Origin of the sequence: Wolbachia endosymbiont of Zygogramma bicolorata (assembly GCF_051130665.1) — a bacterium.
In the GTDB taxonomy this organism is placed as follows: domain Bacteria; phylum Pseudomonadota; class Alphaproteobacteria; order Rickettsiales; family Anaplasmataceae; genus Wolbachia.
Window position 1 is genome coordinate 336485 of sequence record NZ_CP149530.1, and the last position, 15586, is coordinate 352070.

Here is a 15586-nt window from a genome sequence, read left to right on the forward strand (position 1 = left end):
GATGATCCCTAATCTCCGTAAAAACATTGTTGAATCGAGTATTGACATATTATTAAATCAGGATAATAGCTACTATCAAAATAACTTCTCCGGCAGTCTTGCTAACAAGGTTAATGATTTGACAAATTATATTCCAGATATCATGCAAATTATGGCTGACAGGGTCATGGGTCGTGCATTAGCGCTTAGCATCGCAATTTACTTTTTATGGCAAGTAAATATTAATTTTGCTTTATTGATGTTGACTTGGTCTACATTATTTGTTCTGTCTTCCCTCTTACTTGCAGGAAAGGTAACGCGTCTTGCAGATGCATGGTCAGAGCTTGGCTCAAGCATTACTGGTAAAATGGTAGATGTCTTCTCAAATATCATGTCTGTAAGGTTATTTGCCAGCAAATACCAAGAAAGATTATCTTTGCGAGCTACTCATAGCGAGGCTGTTAAAGCAGAGCAAAGACTTCAGTGGCTGTATACGTGGATTTTTACTTTCTATGGCTTCTTATTTCTAATCATGCAAATACTTAATTTATATTTCCTAATTAAAGGAAGAGGGCAAGGGTCAATTACTGCTGGAGATTTTGCTTTTGTTCTTACTGTTAATATAGCAATAGCTAATTTTCTTTGGATGATAGCTAAAGATTTCTCACAATTCTCTAAGTCATGGGGAAGGATTACTCAAGCTTTGAGAACAATTACTTCAATCCCTGAAATCCAAGATCAGCCAAATGCAGCAGATCTGGTCGTTAAAAAGGGGGAAATTAGTTTTGATAAAGTTCATTTTCATTATAAAGATGCAGAACCAATATTTGAAAACAAATCCATAATAATTAAACCTGGTCAAAAAGTAGGACTTGTTGGTTATTCTGGTGGTGGTAAATCAACATTTGTAAACCTGATTCTTAGGCTTTATGACATAAAATCTGGAAAAATTTTAATTGATGGACAAGATATTCGCAATGTAACCCAGGATTCTTTACACAAAAATATTGGCATGATTCCGCAAGATCCATCGCTTTTTCATAGAACTTTGATGGAAAACATTCGCTATGGAAAAACAGATGCTAGCGATGATGAAGTAATTGAAGCGGCAAAAAAAGCACATGCTCATGAGTTTATTTCAAAATTACCCCAAGGTTATGAGTCTCTTGTTGGAGAAAGAGGTGTGAAACTTTCAGGAGGGCAAAGGCAGCGTATTGCAATTGCAAGAGCTATTTTAAAAAATGCTCCTATATTAATTCTGGATGAAGCAACTTCACAACTTGATTCTGTGACTGAAAGTAATATTCAAGAATCTTTATGGGAGTTGATGCAAGATAAAACTACAATAGTAATAGCCCACCGCCTATCTACGCTTTTGCATATGGATCGCATTTTAGTGTTTGATCAAGGCAAGATTGTAGAAGATGGCACGCATCAGGAACTTCTTGATAAAAATGGAATGTATAAAACTCTGTGGGATGCACAAGTTGGTGGGTTTTTGCCGGACAAAAGAGAAATGGAGATTGTATAATATCTTCTTAATCTAATGCTTCAATGTTTCCGACATAGGAAAAGTATCATCTTTATTTTCTATAGAGGAAGGCACACTATTTTGATTATCATCACCATCAATTGGAGTAGTAGGGTGCATTAAAGCAACTTTCATAACTTCATCAATATTCTTAGCAAAAACTACGTTGATCCCCTCTTTGATGCTTGCAGGAATCTCTTGCATATCTTTCTCATTTTCACTTGGTATAATCACAGTTTTGATTGATCCTCTGAGCGCTGCAAGTAACTTTTCTCTCAAGCCCCCAATAGCTAAAACTCTACCACGCAATGTCACTTCGCCTGTCATAGCAACATTTTTGTTAACTGGTATATTTGTCATAAGAGAAACAATAGACGTACATACCGCGCCGCCAGCAGAAGGGCCATCTTTTGGTACAGCACCCTCAGGTACATGCAAATGTATATCATTATTTTGGAATTTTTCGGGCTTTATACCAAAAAACAAACAATTTGATCGAATATAACTATACGCAGCTTTTATAGATTCTTGCATAACCTCTCCAAGCTTTCCTGTGTATTTTATTTCTCCCTTGCCCGGAATTAGGACTGATTCTATCATCAAAATATCACCACCTGTTTCAGTATAGGCAAGCCCAGTTACTACTCCCACTAAACTCTCATTTTCTGCAATACCAAAGGTATATTTACGTACCCCTAAATAATCTTGTAAATTGTCAACCCCTACGGATATTTTCTTATTTTTATCAGTCAATATTTCTTTAACTGCCTTTCTCATGAGCTTTGCAAGCTCCCTTTCCATACTCCGCACACCACTTTCACGTGTATATAAACGTATCAACTTGTATAACGCCTCATTAGTTATGTCCCATTCCTTCTGATACAAACCATGCTCCTTCTTTAACTTCGGAATAAGGTGGTGTGTAGCAATACTGATTTTTTCATCTTCAGTATACCCGGACAATTGTATAATTTCCATCCTATCACGCAAAGGATGTGGCAAATTTAAGCTGTTTGCCGTAGCTACAAACATTACACTTGAAAGATCAAACTCAACTTCCAAGTAATGATCCGTAAAGTGTTTATTGTGCTCAGTATCTAAAACCTCAAGTAATGCAGATGCAGGATCGCCACGCGAATCAGAACCCATCTTATCTATTTCATCAAGCAGAAAAAGCGGGTTGCATGAATTAGCTTTTTTCATATGTTGAATAATTTTACCAGGCATTGAGCCAACATAAGTTTTCCTATGCCCTCGTATCTCGGACTCATCACGCACACCACCAAGAGCTATGCGAACAAAATCTCTTCCTACTGCTCCTGCCATAGACTTAGCTAAAGAAGTTTTACCAACACCTGGCGGTCCAACCAAGCAAAGTATAGGACCTTTTATCTCTTTTACTCTTTTTAATACTGCTAAAAATTCTATTATCCTATCTTTTACTTTCTCTATGCCATAATGATTTTCATCTAAGATTTTCTTAGCTGCATTTAAGTTAATTTTTGCATCTTTGTACTTTCCCCACGGCAAATCAAGTAACCAATGCAAGTAACTAGATATAACTGTAGCTTCAGGAGAAATGGGATTCATTTTCTTGTATCTCTTCAAATCAGTTATAGCTTTCTCTCTTGCTTCCTGAGAAAGCTTTGTTTCATTTATCTTTTTTTCAAATTCATTGAGTATATTCCCTTCATCACCATTCTCAAATTCGTCTAATTCTTTCTGTATAGCTTTCAATTGCTCGTTAAGGTAGTAAACTTTCTGAGTGCTTTCAACTTGCGATTTAATTGTCTTATATAAACGGTTTTGTGCGTTCAAAATACTTATTTCTCCCTCAATAAAAGCAAAAGCTTTTTTTAAACGCTCTTTTGGGTCATAAGCCTCAAGTATGCTTTGTTTATCCGATACTTTTATATTTAAATGTGAAGCTACCGTGTCTACAAGTTGATCAACTTCTTTGATTTGATCAATGGGGTTAATGGCAACTTCAAGCTGATTTTTCTTGTTTAGCTTACACCAGCTATCGAACGCGTCTATAACAGATCGCCTTAAAGCTTCTAAATCAATATCGTCTTCATCTTCTTTATAATGATTGTCTAACTCTACCCTGGCTTGTAATAAAGTATGAGAGCTAATATATTCTACAACTCTTCCCCTTCTTATCCCCCGGATTATAACTTTTACTGCATTGTCAGGCAATTTTATTAATGGTTGTATAATGTTTGCTAACACACCTACTTCATAAAGATCTTCAGGCTCTGGATTATCAACAGAGCCATCTTTCTGTGCTACAAGAAAAATCTCATTTTGGTGACTACTACTTGTTGCATATTCTAGTGCATTAACAGATTTTTCTCTGCCTATGAATAAAGGCACCATTATATTTGGAAAAATTACTACATCTCTTAAAGGTAATACTGGCAATGCAGTAAAACTAGAGCTCACAGCACGTTCAATGTTCATAATATATGCCTCAAATTAATCATTAACCGTTATAACATTGCCATTATTATTATGATTAACCGTTGCTTTTCCTAATTCTACCATTTTCTTAGTGATTACTATAGTGCTACCTTCAAAATCTCCGTTTCCAGCTGTATACATAACGTCAAGCAAAAGTGACTCCAAGATAGCACGTAACATTCTTGCACCTGTTTTATAGCTTATAGCCTTTTTAGCAATAGCTGATATTGCTTCATCTGAAAACTCAAGGTTTACTTTGCTAAACGCAAGCAATGCTTTGTACTGTTTTATTAGTGCATTCCTTGGCTCTGTCAACACATGTATTAAATCTTCATGATCCAACTCATCTAAAACAGCAGTTATTGGAACCCGCCCTACAAATTCGGGTATTAAACCGAATTTGATTAAATCTTCAGGTTGAACATCATGTAAAGCATTCTTTTTCTTTTGCTCTTTAGACTGACTTATATCTGCTCCAAAGCCAACTGACGTTCCCTTTTTTCTCGCTTCAATAATCTTATCGAGGCCTTCAAAAGCTCCTCCACAAATAAATAGTATGTTACTAGTATCCACTTGTATAAACTCTTGTTGTGGGTGTTTTCGCCCTCCTTGTGGCGGAACATAAGCAACTGTACCCTCCATAATCTTAAGCAGAGCTTGCTGGACCCCTTCACCTGAAACGTCACGGGTTATTGAAGTGCTTTCAGATTTTCTTGTAATCTTGTCTATTTCATCTATAAACACTATACCACGCTGTGCTTTTGCAACGTCATAATTTGCAGCTTGTAATAAACGCGACAACACGCTTTCTACATCATCACCCACATAACCTGCCTCAGTTAAAGTTGTCGCATCAGCCATAGCAAATGGCACATCTGAAACTTTAGCAAGTGTTTTGGCTAGCAAAGTCTTACCAGAACCAGTGGGACCAATAAGCATTATATTTGACTTCTCGATTTCAATATCACTTATAGCATGAAATTGTACCATGGATTGACAATGGTTATACATAGCTACAGATAAAACGTGTTGCGCGTGTTCTTGACCTACAACATGCTTGCTGAGAAAATTTTTTATATCCTCAGGTTTCTTTAGTAATAGCTTCATATCAGATATACGATCTGAATTAAAAGATCTATCTTTCTTTTGACTTATTGCTTTATGGGATAATTCTATGCACTCATTACAAATAAACACCTTTAAACCATCCGAGGAGTTAGTAATCAATTTATCTACTTCATCTTGCGCCTTGTTGCAAAAAGAACAGTAGTGTAAATCATTATTGTTATCCATTAACCCACCTTTTGTTTAACTTTAATATTTTCAATTTCAATATCTGTACGCTCAGCTATCACCCTGTCAATTAAGCCAATTTTCCTTGCTTCTTCAGGATCCATGAATTTATCTCTTTCCATCATTCCTTCAATTTTCTTCAGTGAATTTCCAGTATGTTTTTCATAAATTTGATTTAGTTTTTTCTTAACTCGCAAAATTTCATTAGCATGTATTTCTATATCAGTTGCTTGACCATGATAACCACCAGATGGCTGATGTATCATAATTCTTGAATGAGGTAGAGAGTAGCGCTTACCTTTTGTACCAGATGCAAGCAATAAGGAACCCATAGACGCAGCTTGACCTATACATAAAGTTGAAACGTCTGGGTTTATATACTGCATTGTATCGTAGATCGACAAACCAGCAGTTACAACACCACCTGGTGAGTTGATGTACATACAAATGTCTTTATCGGGATTTTCCGATTCTAAAAATAAAAGCTGTGCTACTATTACACTGGCCATGTTGTCCTCAATAGGACCTGTTACGAAAATTATTCTTTCTTTCACTAGTCTTGAATATATGTCATAAGCGCGCTCACCGCGACTAGTTTGTTCAACTACAATTGGTATAAGAGTCATACCTTTTCCTATTAAATATTACCAAACAATTCCTTTAATTCTTTCACAGAAATAATCTGCTCTTCTTTACTAACTTTTTCTATTATATAATCTGTCACTCTATACTCAAGCGCTTGCCCTCTAACTAATTCTTGAAATTGTTTATTTGATTCAAAATGCTTAAGTACTCTGTCAAACGGTACATCCTTACTGACATATTGATTTACAATAACATTCAAAACATCATTTTGAGTTAATGATATTTTATTTTCTGCACTAAATTTCATAAATAACATAGCAAGCTTTACACGTTTTTCAGCTTCTTTACAAGAATCATTTTGAGCACCCAGTTCTCCTTCCATTCTTTGTTGCTCCTGTTTTACTATGTCTGTGGGTAAATCAAAACTATAATTAGCATCCAAATAATCAAATAGCTCCTTTTTAATTAAGAGATTTCTCATTTCGGTGCACTGATCACCAATCATTTTTTTTGCATGACTTATTAGCAAAGAATAATCTTTAAAACCAATACTCCTAGCTATTTCATCATCATTTTCAAAATCTTTGGCAATTTGAATCTCATTAACTCGCACAGAAAAATCAGCTTCCTGTCCTGCAAGTGAAATGGCTTGGTAATTTTCAGGAAATTGCAACTTAAAGTCCTTTGTTTCTCCCTTTTTCATACCAGTTAATTGATCTTCAAAACCATTAATAAATGTGCCAGACCCTAAATTAACGGCAAAATTTTTGCTACTTCCACCCTGAAAGAGCTTATTCCTAATCCGCCCTTCAAAATCAATTATCAATTTATCCCCATCTTTCGCTTGATAAGAAGCATCATCAACAGAGGCAAAATTGGGGAACTTTGTTTTAATAGAATCAATAAATTCTTTTATATCTTCCTCTTCAATCTTTGCTTCAATTTTCTTTAAGTTTATTTTGTCAAGATCTATCATCGGTACTTCAGGCATCGACTCAAAAGATAGCTTGTATACAAAATTGCCCTCCTCATTTTCTTTGCCCAGATCTGGTAATGATATAACATCAACCTTAGGATAAATGTGAGACTTGACTTCAATTTTTTTCATCAAATCACTTGAGCAATAATCAATTGTATTATTTATCACATATTCCAAAGCTTCGTTTTTATAATTTGCAACAACAAGGTCATAGGGCATCTTTCCAGCCCTAAACCCAGGTGATTTTGCATTTTCTGCTATCTCTTGCAACCTGGAATTTACCTTTTGTTTTATATAATCACTACCAACTGTGATTTCATACTCATACTTTAGTTTATCTATACTAAGCTCTTTGTAGATATATACGCTACTTACTTCGACTGTATTTTGAGGTATATTATTAGACATCATAATTCATTTATTAACATTTTAATTCATATCTTAATAGAGTCATTTTACCAGAATTTAAGTTAAACACAATCCTTAAGAACAGGTTTTTATACAAACAAAAGTGTATTCAGTGATTATAAATTTTCCCTTAAAACCTAAGTTACATGACTTTAAAGTGCGGATAGAGGGACTTGAACCCCCACGAGCAAGCTCACCAGGACCTAAACCTGGCACGTCTACCAATTCCGCCATATCCGCAAGAAATTTTCAGTACCCTATTATAGGTATTCCATTAAAAATATTCAAGGTTTAAAGTCTTACTTAATTTATAGTATTTACACAATCAAAAAAGCTTATTAACATTTCTTAATGAAAGCTCTAAATCCTGAAAATCAATAATGAGATTAATAACAAGCTTCTTACTTGCAATTTTTTTGATTACACAAAGTGGTTGCACAACCCTTATAATAGGTGGTGTGGTGGCTACAGCGACAGCAACAGCAATAACAATGCAGGACAAATCCTTGGGAAATATCATTGATGATACGACTATGGTCATCAGAATTAATAAGGGGCTCTTAAAACATGGGCTATTTTCATCCATAAAAGTTAAAGTAAGTGAAGGAAGAGTATTGCTCATTGGAAGTGTTGACACTCCTGAAAAACAACTTACAGCAGAAAAAATAGCTTGGCAGCAAAAAGAAATTAAAGAAGTGATAAATGAAATAAGAGTAATACCAATTCAAATGGCTTCCATGCTAGACACTACTGTAGATGGCATGATAACAGCGGAAATAAGAACAAGACTTCTAGGGAAAAGAAATATTAAATCAATTAATTATAGCGTTAATACGGTTGATAAAGTTGTTTATTTGATGGGTATAGCCCAAAATAAAGCGGAATTAAAAGCTGTAATATCAATTGCAAGAAAAGTAAAGGGAGTAAAACAAGTTGTAAGTTATGTACGATATAAGTACAGTAAATTACGCCATTAGGCAAAAATCGCCTTCAAATTATAACATTTGTACAGTTGTGACAATAGGTAGAGAACATAAATGAAAGTTGCCTTTCAGATGGATGAAAATATAAATTTTGAAACTGACACTACATTCGTGCTAATAAAGGAAGCACAAAGGAGGAAGCACGAAGTTTTTGTCTATGCTCCTAACAATTTAGCACTAAAGCTAAACCATCCAATTGCTCTTGCTCAGAAAGTCAGCGTTGATGATTTTAGTTTTATCTCTAAAGAGGATGTAGCAATCAACTTGAATGAAATGGACATCATATTTATCAGACAGGATCCACCCTTTGATATGCGCTACATTACAACAACCTATATCTTAGAAAAAACCAGCGCATTGGTAATTAACAATCCAACAGAAATAAGAAATTGTCCTGAAAAATTGATAACTTCATTATTTCCAGAGCTAATTCCGCCGACTGTAGGGTCGAGAACTGGCGCGCCTACTTTAGGGTTTGGTGGCTGATCCATTGTTTTCACAATAGGCCTCAATCCAAATTCCCATGTTAACGTTTCCAGCTCCCGCCTCGTCAAACGCAGCATGCGGTTTTCCCGCACTACGCTTTCCTAGCAGATTCTTTACCAAAGTTTATCACATATTGTACTGGTGATGCTTTCGGTTTGTAATACCTTATTCTGTAGTCTGAATATAGACCCAGCGTTTTGTATATCCATTCGCTACTCCACTTCTTCCACCCAAACCCTTTCTTTGCTTTCCTGGCTCGCATTAAGTTGCGTCTTACCTTCTTTTCCACCCAATGTTTTACGTAATTGAACTTTCGACCAGAGTTCCCTATCCTAAAGTAGTTTACCCACCCTCTCAATATCGGATTGATGTCATGTATCACTCTTTTTATCGGTTGCGATTTATAGCGCCGAAATATTTCCTTCAACTTGCGTAGCAGGTTTGTTCGTGCTTTCATCTGCGGTGTTTTCCTGACATTCCATTTTCCTTGTCTTGTGATATTCTCTTGAAAATCAAACCCTAGGAAGCTAAATGTTTCTCCTTTCTTTAGGTTGATGACTTTTGTCTTTTCTTCATTTACGCTCACTTCTAGTTTTGCTAATTCTTCTTCCAACCTTCTGTATACTGCTCTTTCTAGCCATTCCCGTTTCGGGTGTTCACTAATCAGTATCACTAAATCGTCTGCCCATCTGGCATATTCCATACGTTGGTACTTTCCTTCTTTGGTCACCTCTTTTGCTTTCTCCAACATTTTATCTACCTCATTTAGGTATATATTGCTTAGTAGTGGCGAAAGTGGTGATCCTTGTGCTATTCCTCGTTTTCCTCCTGTTTTGAGGATTAGCTTAATCATGCGCATGATTTCTTTGTCATTTATTCTTTTGGCAATCTTTTCCATCAGAATATGATGTCGCACATTGTCGAAGTAGGATTTCAGATCTACGTCAATTACTTTTGTATTGCCTTTGATTGCTGCTTCCGTTACTTTTTGTACTGCTTCATGCGCATTACGCTTAGGTCTATACCCGTATGATCCTTTTTGGAAGTCTGATTCGAATATCGGTTCAAGTATTAGCTTCAGTGCTGTTTGCACTATTCTATCCCGGATGCAGGGTATGTTCAACTTTCTGAATTTTCCTCCAGATTTTGGTATTTCCTTCCTCCGGTTCCTATTTGGGCTATAGGTCTTGGTTATTAGTTCGTGTCTTATTTGTTGAAGATACTTTTCTAAGCCTTCTGCCTCTATCGATTCGAATGTCATCCCATCTATTCCTGGTGCCCCATTACTCTTCTTTGTTAGCTTATATGCTTCTTCCAGTGTCTCCATCTTACAGACGTGAACATAGATTCCCCAGAATCGCCATTCCGGTTCTGCTTTCGCTTTGATATATATCTTTCTTCTCAGGTCTTGTAATTTTATTGGCATTTTTATCATTTTTACCTTTACCTTCCTTTTGTTAAAAGATTTCTACTAGCAGGGTGCCTTTGCTCCATGAGCGTTATACCAAATCTCATAAATAAGTAGGCAAATAACTCACAGAACAAATGGTTTTGATCGAACTTTCCGTAATATTACGAATGAATGCACATACAGTATCCTCCAATAAACTAACAGAGTCATATATTCTATTTTTAATGAGATTGTCTTTCAAATATTGCCATAAACGCTCTACTGGATTTAACTCTGGTGAATATGGAGGTAAATAGATTAAGGTAATATTTTGTGGTATTTTTAAACCTTTGGATCTATGCCATCCTGCACAATCCACAACAAGAAATGCCTCCCTTGTTCCTAAATATTGTGACATCTGCTCAAGGAATATATTCATACAATCAGTATTGACGTTTGGTACGAATAAGCTAGAACTCTCTCGATTTCTAGGATTAACTGCACTATAGAGATAAAAGTTTTGCCTACCTAATTTTACCTTAACCTGTGTCCTAATGCCTTTTTTAAACCACCCGTGTCCAATCTTTGAATGTGTGCCAAACCGCGACTCATCGAAGAAAAATAGCTCTTTTTCGGGATACGTGACAATAGTTTCATTAAGATTTTTTTTTAAACTCTTCTTGTTTATTTTTATCCTGTTTATTGTGCACAGGCCTTGGAGTAATATACGAAAAACCTAACTTTTGCATCAGTCTATGTGCTGTAGACTTACTTACCTCAATAGAAAACATTTTCTCAATTATGATTTTTAATTTCTTAGCCGTTAGGTTGGCTCCTTCTTCTGCTATGACATTTTTAATTTCTTCTTGCTGCTTGTAGCTCAACTTCGGCTTTACTCCACGTCCTGGTTGTATTTTAAACGCATTGACTCCTCCTTCCTTAAATCTTGTAATCCACTTCATCAATGTAGTTCTAGTAATTCGGTATATTTGAGCAACTTTTGTTATTCCATATTCTTTTGCAGATATTATTGCCTGTAATCTTCTTCCTATCTCTCCTCTTATGCCGTGCTTCTTTAATTCCAGGTTACACTTATTATATAATTCTTCTCCTATTGCTTTACTTTTTCCTGCCATAACTCCCCACTAATTCTTAAATTATTCTATTTTAGAAATTTTTCTTTATTCCTCTATTTATTTTTAGGAATTGGTATTATATGCTTCTTCCAGTGTCTCCATCTTACAGACGTGAACATAGATTCCCCAGAATCGCCATTCCGGTTCTGCTTTCGCTTTGATATATATCTTTCTTCTCAGGTCTTGTAATTTTATTGGCATTTTTATCATTTTTACCTTTACCTTCCTTTTGTTAAAAGATTTCTACTAGCAGGGTGCCTTTGCTCCATGAGCGTTACCTCATACCAAACTTCGTTATTGGGAAGACAAATAGAATATACGATAAATTCACTTAAACCTCCATTTATAGGCGGAAAGCACTCTTTTTCATTTGTCTCATTATTATTGAGAATTGGTATCACTTCTTCACTACTACGCACCCATCCGCCACCCTCTCATCTTCAGTTCACTTCCTGTTTTCCAGTTATAGAACCTACCTCTCCAAGGTATTTCTCCTTGGGATGAGGAGGGCTTCTCCAGTTGCTTTGTATGTCCTCATTGCCATGCCGTTACTAACACCCCGCTGAAGTAGACCTATCGTTTCATTCGTTTTTCGTCTGGTCTATTCTGTCTTCGCCAGTACCAAGATGGCTCGACCTTCAGAATATTCCTTTCGAGGCAATCTGTGTATTCGCTTTCGCTACGGCCTGGTAATTCGCCATTATCCTACGATAATGTTGTCGGTAGGCTTCAACATTTTGGTTTCCCTCCATGCTGCTACCCAAGCTACAGGATTCCGACTTTTATCCTGGTAGGTCTATCTCCTACTGAACAATACTTGCCTTCTCTGGACGCACTTGATCACTGAAAATATATCGATGATTAGAGATTTCTACTACAACTATCAAGATATTATTCTGAAGCCGTTGTATAGTTATGGAGGAAACGATGTAATAAGAATACGAGATGAAAACAGCATTCAAGTGGTAGTGGATCTCATGATAGCAAAATATGAATGTCCTGTAATTGCGCAATCATTTTGTAAAAACATAGATAAAGATAAAAGAATATTGCTACTTTATGGTCAACCAATTGGAGTAATGAAACGAGTTCCAAAAATCAGTGGAGAGATCAGAACAAACATGCGACTTGGAGCAAGTTTTGAGCCCGCTCAAATGAACAATAGAGACAATGAAATATGTAACAAAATTGGTCCTGAATTAAAGAAAAGGGGGCTAATATTTGTTGGTATTGATATTATAGATGACTTCCTGCTCGAAATTAACACAACTTCACCCACGGGAGTGGTTTATATCAATAAATTATATAATATATCGCTAGAAAAAGACCTTTGGGATGTGTTTGAAGAAAAAGCAAGCAGCCATCAACTAAACCTGTGAAAAATTACCTTAACAAACTCAGTAGTCCCATTCTTTATCCCTGTTTTTTTTGTATTATTGGTCATATCACGCAATTTTTGAGAATTATTTAATAGATCAAATAGTACCTCTGTTAGATTTTTTTTTGCTTCACTATTCTGCTCAACTATTACAGCTGCTCCCGAATCTTCAATATATTTTGCGTTATAAAATTGGTGATTATCTTTTGAGTCAGGGTAAGGAATGTATATAGCAGCGCGCCTAGCAAGAGTGATCTCTGCTATTGAAGTTGCTCCTGCTCTGCTAATTACCAAGTGAGCATTGGCTAGTCTATTTCCCATATCATCAAAAAATTCACTTAATTCACAATCGATCTTTTCACTTTTGTATAGACTCTTGACCTTGTTTATATTTTTCTTCGTACATTGCTGCGTTACTCTAATTTTCTTTTTCATTTTAATAGGTAAATCACAAATTACGCTGCTTACTACATCATCAAAAAAATTTGCACCTTGGCTACCTGCTATGACTAATATGTTTAGGGCTTTCTCAGTGCTAGAATGGCTCTGTGCTTTTATATCAATAAAATTTCCTGTAAAAATACATTTATTACCTTCTGCATATTTAGTCTCCGGAAAGCTGGTTGCAATTAATTTTGCACTCTTGAAAAAGAATCTATTTACTCTTCCTAAAACTGTATTTTGTTCATGTAAAATTATAGGTATATAAAGAACCCTTGCTGCAAGAAGAGTTGGAAAAGAAGCATAGCTACCAAAACCAATTACTAATCTTGGCTTCAATTTTCTGATTTTATATATTGCTAGCACACAACTATACATTAATAAAAGGAAAAACTTAAATTTGTTGCCGCTTGGTCTACGTAATGGTAAAATATAGCTTTCTATGTCGATATTTTTATTTGTTTTTTTATCAGTGAATAATATGCAATTGTATCCTTGTGTCTTTAGTGCTTTTGCTAAGGCTATGGCCGGAAAGATATGCCCACCTGTGCCACCTGTTGCTAAAATAATATCCATCTGTAAATAATGAATCCTAGATTGTTAACTGTTATTTAATAATTTGCACGTAGAATTTTATTAAGCTTTATGATAGTTGAGTTAAAAATGCCTGAAAGTAGTAACAGTAAAAAAGAATCTAACGTGAAAAATAAGCCTCAAGAACAAAGAGAAGGCAGAAGCGGAGGTTTTTTAGAACTGCTAAAAAATATAATAAAAATTCTTTTCAATTCGGTTGTTGACCTACCTGAGCACGAGCAGCATAATAAAATGAAAAGCACTAATCTACAACAAGGTTTGGATACTAAAGGAAAAGGCACAGAAGATCTTCATCCAAAGGCAAAGCTTGAAGTCAAAGAAGCAGCTAAGGGATTGAAAGAAGAGTTACAGAATTCTGATGCTGGTGGTAATCAATCTATTAAAATTAAAGTGCCTAATCAAACTACTACCCAAGACATTGACAACTCTAAAACGATGGAACGTTAGTTCAACTATTTAACGACTCATCATCTGCAGCAAGCACTGATTCGTGTATCATCTCTGAAATGGTTGGATGAGGAAAAATCGTAGATTTTATGTCGAAGTCTGTTCCTTCTAGTTGCTTTGCAAGAGCAAAATTGCTAATTAACTCCGTTACTTCTGCACCTATCATGTGGCTACCCAGAAGTTCGCCTGTCTTTTTGTCTATAATTGTTTTCACTAACCCTTCAGTTTCACTGAGTGCAATAGACTTACCATTAAAGTTAGAGTGAAATTTTCCTATTTTTACATCATACCCACCTCTTATTGCCTGTTCCTCAGTAAGGCCGATGCTCGCTATTTGTGGATGAGAATAAGTGCAATTTGGTATGCATTCTTTTTTTAACGCATGAGCACTTTTACCAGCAATCTTTTCAACGCAGATCACAGCTTCATGGCTCGCTTTATGTGCTAAACATGGTGGGCCAGCTACATCACCTATTGCATACACATTTGATTCACTAGTTTCATACCATTCATTCATTTCAATAAAACCAGAAGGGCTTAATTTAATTTTTGTATTTTCTAAACCTATATTTTCAATATTTGCTTGAATTCCAACCGCAACAATCACCCTATCAAATTCTTTGCTCTCGCCACTACTTAGTAGCACTTGAGCAGAGTCTTTACTTTTAGTAAGAGCTTTTACGCTACTGTTTGTATATATTTTTATCCCCTGTTTTGTGAATATTTCTTCTGCTAGGCCTGAAATGTCTTTATCTTCCAGCGGCAAAATAGTGCTCTTTATCTCTATGATTGTTACATCAACCCCCAAAGTACTATAAAAACTTGCAAATTCTATTCCAATTGCACCAGACCCTATGATTAGTAGTGATTTTGGTAATCTCTCTGGAGTCATAGCGTGCTGCGCATTCCATATTAAATCTCCATCTGCCTCTATTTCAGGCAGATTCCGTGCTCTCACGCCTGTTGCTAAAATGATATGTTTGGAAACAATTTCTTGTTCTTCCTTATCGCCAGCAACTTTTATAGTACTATTGCCTGCAAGTTTACCAAAGCCTTGATGAACTTTGATGTTATTTTTTTTCATCAAATATGCAACACCGCTTGACAATTTATCAACAACGTTTCTTGAGTATTTCACTATTGATTGTATATCAAAACTCGCTCCCTTTACTTCTATACCAAACTCTTTTGATCTTTTTATTAGCCTATAAACCTCAGATGCTCTAAGTAGTGATTTTGTTGGTATACATCCCCAATTTAAGCATATACCGCCTAAATTTTTTTCTTTTTCCACAATTGCAGTTTTAAACCCAAGCTGTGCCGCCCTAATTGCTGCTATATAACCACCAGGACCGCTACCTATAACCGTAATATCATACTCATTCATCAGTTTTCTTCGTATTCAAAAAGATTATATATAACAGATGGAAACCGTATGATCAATATTCAGGTAGCTGACAACATAGAAACGAAAAAACTTGCTTGACAAACTC

At 35.7% G+C, this 15586-nt stretch carries 13 protein-coding genes, 1 tRNA gene and 2 pseudogenes; 6 read left to right on the forward strand and 10 right to left on the reverse strand.

Going from position 1 to position 15586, the window contains the following annotated elements; genetic code table 11:
* Position 1 precedes the first annotated feature (1 nt).
* Positions 2-1510: an ABC transporter ATP-binding protein gene (locus WKH12_RS01485; protein WP_434732463.1), complete on the forward strand. Its 1509-nt coding sequence runs from the start codon at positions 2-4 to the stop codon at positions 1508-1510.
* A 12-nt stretch (positions 1511-1522) separates the two neighbouring features.
* Here the strand turns inward: WKH12_RS01485 and lon are convergent, their stop codons facing one another.
* The 5 genes from lon to WKH12_RS01510 form a co-directional block, all read right to left on the reverse strand.
* Positions 1523-3973: an endopeptidase La gene (gene lon / locus WKH12_RS01490; RefSeq protein ID WP_434732464.1), complete on the reverse strand. Its 2451-nt coding sequence runs from the start codon at positions 3971-3973 to the stop codon at positions 1523-1525.
* Between the two features lie 15 nt (positions 3974-3988).
* Positions 3989-5266, reverse strand: coding sequence for an ATP-dependent Clp protease ATP-binding subunit ClpX (gene clpX / locus WKH12_RS01495; protein ID WP_253309481.1), 1278 nt, complete (start codon positions 5264-5266; stop codon positions 3989-3991).
* Complete coding sequence (gene clpP, locus WKH12_RS01500; protein ID WP_164225183.1) at positions 5266-5892, reverse strand: ATP-dependent Clp endopeptidase proteolytic subunit ClpP; 627 nt, start codon at positions 5890-5892, stop codon at positions 5266-5268. The genes clpX and clpP overlap by 1 nt, the downstream gene beginning before the upstream one ends.
* Positions 5893-5903: 11 nt before the next feature.
* Complete coding sequence (gene tig / locus WKH12_RS01505; protein ID WP_434732465.1) at positions 5904-7238, reverse strand: trigger factor; 1335 nt, start codon at positions 7236-7238, stop codon at positions 5904-5906.
* Positions 7239-7396: 158 nt separating this feature from the next.
* Positions 7397-7478: transfer RNA gene (locus WKH12_RS01510), tRNA-Leu, on the reverse strand.
* 140 nt (positions 7479-7618) lie between these two features.
* On the opposite strand from WKH12_RS01510, the gene WKH12_RS01515 reads away from it, so the two are divergent.
* Positions 7619-8215: a BON domain-containing protein gene (locus tag WKH12_RS01515; RefSeq protein WP_434732466.1), complete on the forward strand. Its 597-nt coding sequence runs from the start codon at positions 7619-7621 to the stop codon at positions 8213-8215.
* A 60-nt stretch (positions 8216-8275) separates the two neighbouring features.
* A pseudogene (locus WKH12_RS01520) lies at positions 8276-8665 on the forward strand (glutathione synthase); the annotation flags it as partial.
* A gap of 133 nt (positions 8666-8798) precedes the next feature.
* On the opposite strand, the gene ltrA reads toward WKH12_RS01520, so the two are convergent.
* The 3 genes from ltrA to WKH12_RS01535 all read right to left on the reverse strand — a co-directional run bounded on the left by ltrA (position 8799) and on the right by WKH12_RS01535 (position 11443).
* Positions 8799-10142: a group II intron reverse transcriptase/maturase gene (ltrA, locus tag WKH12_RS01525; RefSeq protein ID WP_434732173.1), complete on the reverse strand. Its 1344-nt coding sequence runs from the start codon at positions 10140-10142 to the stop codon at positions 8799-8801.
* 76 nt (positions 10143-10218) lie between these two features.
* Positions 10219-11233 (reverse strand): IS630 family transposase gene (locus WKH12_RS01530; RefSeq protein ID WP_434732009.1). Its coding sequence is split into 2 segments (ribosomal slippage): positions 10219-10767 and positions 10769-11233, totalling 1014 coding nucleotides; the frame shifts between segments, so codons are not numbered across the junction.
* A gap of 63 nt (positions 11234-11296) precedes the next feature.
* Positions 11297-11443, reverse strand: coding sequence for a hypothetical protein (locus tag WKH12_RS01535; RefSeq protein WP_434732467.1), 147 nt, complete (start codon positions 11441-11443; stop codon positions 11297-11299).
* A gap of 454 nt (positions 11444-11897) precedes the next feature.
* Here WKH12_RS01535 and WKH12_RS01540 point away from each other — a divergent pair, with 454 nt between their 5' ends.
* The gene (locus WKH12_RS01540) at positions 11898-12080 is read left to right on the forward strand and encodes a hypothetical protein (RefSeq protein WP_434732468.1); all 183 of its coding nucleotides are present in this window, start codon (positions 11898-11900) and stop codon (positions 12078-12080) included.
* Positions 12070-12612: pseudogene (locus tag WKH12_RS01545) on the forward strand (glutathione synthase); the annotation flags it as partial. The gene WKH12_RS01540 and the pseudogene WKH12_RS01545, both read left to right, overlap by 11 nt.
* On the opposite strand, the gene murG reads toward WKH12_RS01545, so the two are convergent.
* Positions 12597-13628, reverse strand: a complete 1032-nt coding sequence (gene murG / locus WKH12_RS01550; protein ID WP_434732469.1) for an undecaprenyldiphospho-muramoylpentapeptide beta-N-acetylglucosaminyltransferase — start codon at positions 13626-13628, stop codon at positions 12597-12599. The pseudogene WKH12_RS01545 and the gene murG overlap by 16 nt on opposite strands.
* Before the next feature lie 69 nt (positions 13629-13697).
* On the opposite strand from murG, the gene WKH12_RS01555 reads away from it, so the two are divergent.
* Positions 13698-14093 (forward strand): hypothetical protein, encoded by a 396-nt coding sequence (locus WKH12_RS01555; RefSeq protein ID WP_434732470.1) that lies wholly within the window; start codon positions 13698-13700, stop codon positions 14091-14093.
* Position 14094: 1 nt separating this feature from the next.
* Here WKH12_RS01555 and lpdA read toward each other — a convergent pair whose 3' ends face one another.
* Positions 14095-15480, reverse strand: coding sequence for a dihydrolipoyl dehydrogenase (gene lpdA / locus WKH12_RS01560; RefSeq protein WP_341822764.1), 1386 nt, complete (start codon positions 15478-15480; stop codon positions 14095-14097).
* Positions 15481-15586 lie beyond the last annotated feature (106 nt).

Excerpts from the sequence above, each read along its gene's own strand:
- WKH12_RS01485 (WP_434732463.1), top strand. The coding sequence starts at position 2 with ATGATCCCTAATCTCCGTAAAAACATTGTTGAATCGAGTATTGACATA.
- lon (WP_434732464.1), bottom strand. The coding sequence starts at position 3,973 with ATGAACATTGAACGTGCTGTGAGCTCTAGTTTTACTGCATTGCCAGTA.
- clpX (WP_253309481.1), bottom strand. The coding sequence starts at position 5,266 with ATGGATAACAATAATGATTTACACTACTGTTCTTTTTGCAACAAGGCG.
- clpP (WP_164225183.1), bottom strand. The coding sequence starts at position 5,892 with ATGACTCTTATACCAATTGTAGTTGAACAAACTAGTCGCGGTGAGCGC.
- tig (WP_434732465.1), bottom strand. The coding sequence starts at position 7,238 with ATGTCTAATAATATACCTCAAAATACAGTCGAAGTAAGTAGCGTATAT.
- WKH12_RS01515 (WP_434732466.1), top strand. The coding sequence starts at position 7,619 with ATGAGATTAATAACAAGCTTCTTACTTGCAATTTTTTTGATTACACAA.
- ltrA (WP_434732173.1), bottom strand. The coding sequence starts at position 10,142 with ATGATAAAAATGCCAATAAAATTACAAGACCTGAGAAGAAAGATATAT.
- WKH12_RS01535 (WP_434732467.1), bottom strand. The coding sequence starts at position 11,443 with ATGATAAAAATGCCAATAAAATTACAAGACCTGAGAAGAAAGATATAT.
- murG (WP_434732469.1), bottom strand. The coding sequence starts at position 13,628 with ATGGATATTATTTTAGCAACAGGTGGCACAGGTGGGCATATCTTTCCG.
- WKH12_RS01555 (WP_434732470.1), top strand. The coding sequence starts at position 13,698 with ATGATAGTTGAGTTAAAAATGCCTGAAAGTAGTAACAGTAAAAAAGAA.
- lpdA (WP_341822764.1), bottom strand. The coding sequence starts at position 15,480 with ATGAATGAGTATGATATTACGGTTATAGGTAGCGGTCCTGGTGGTTAT.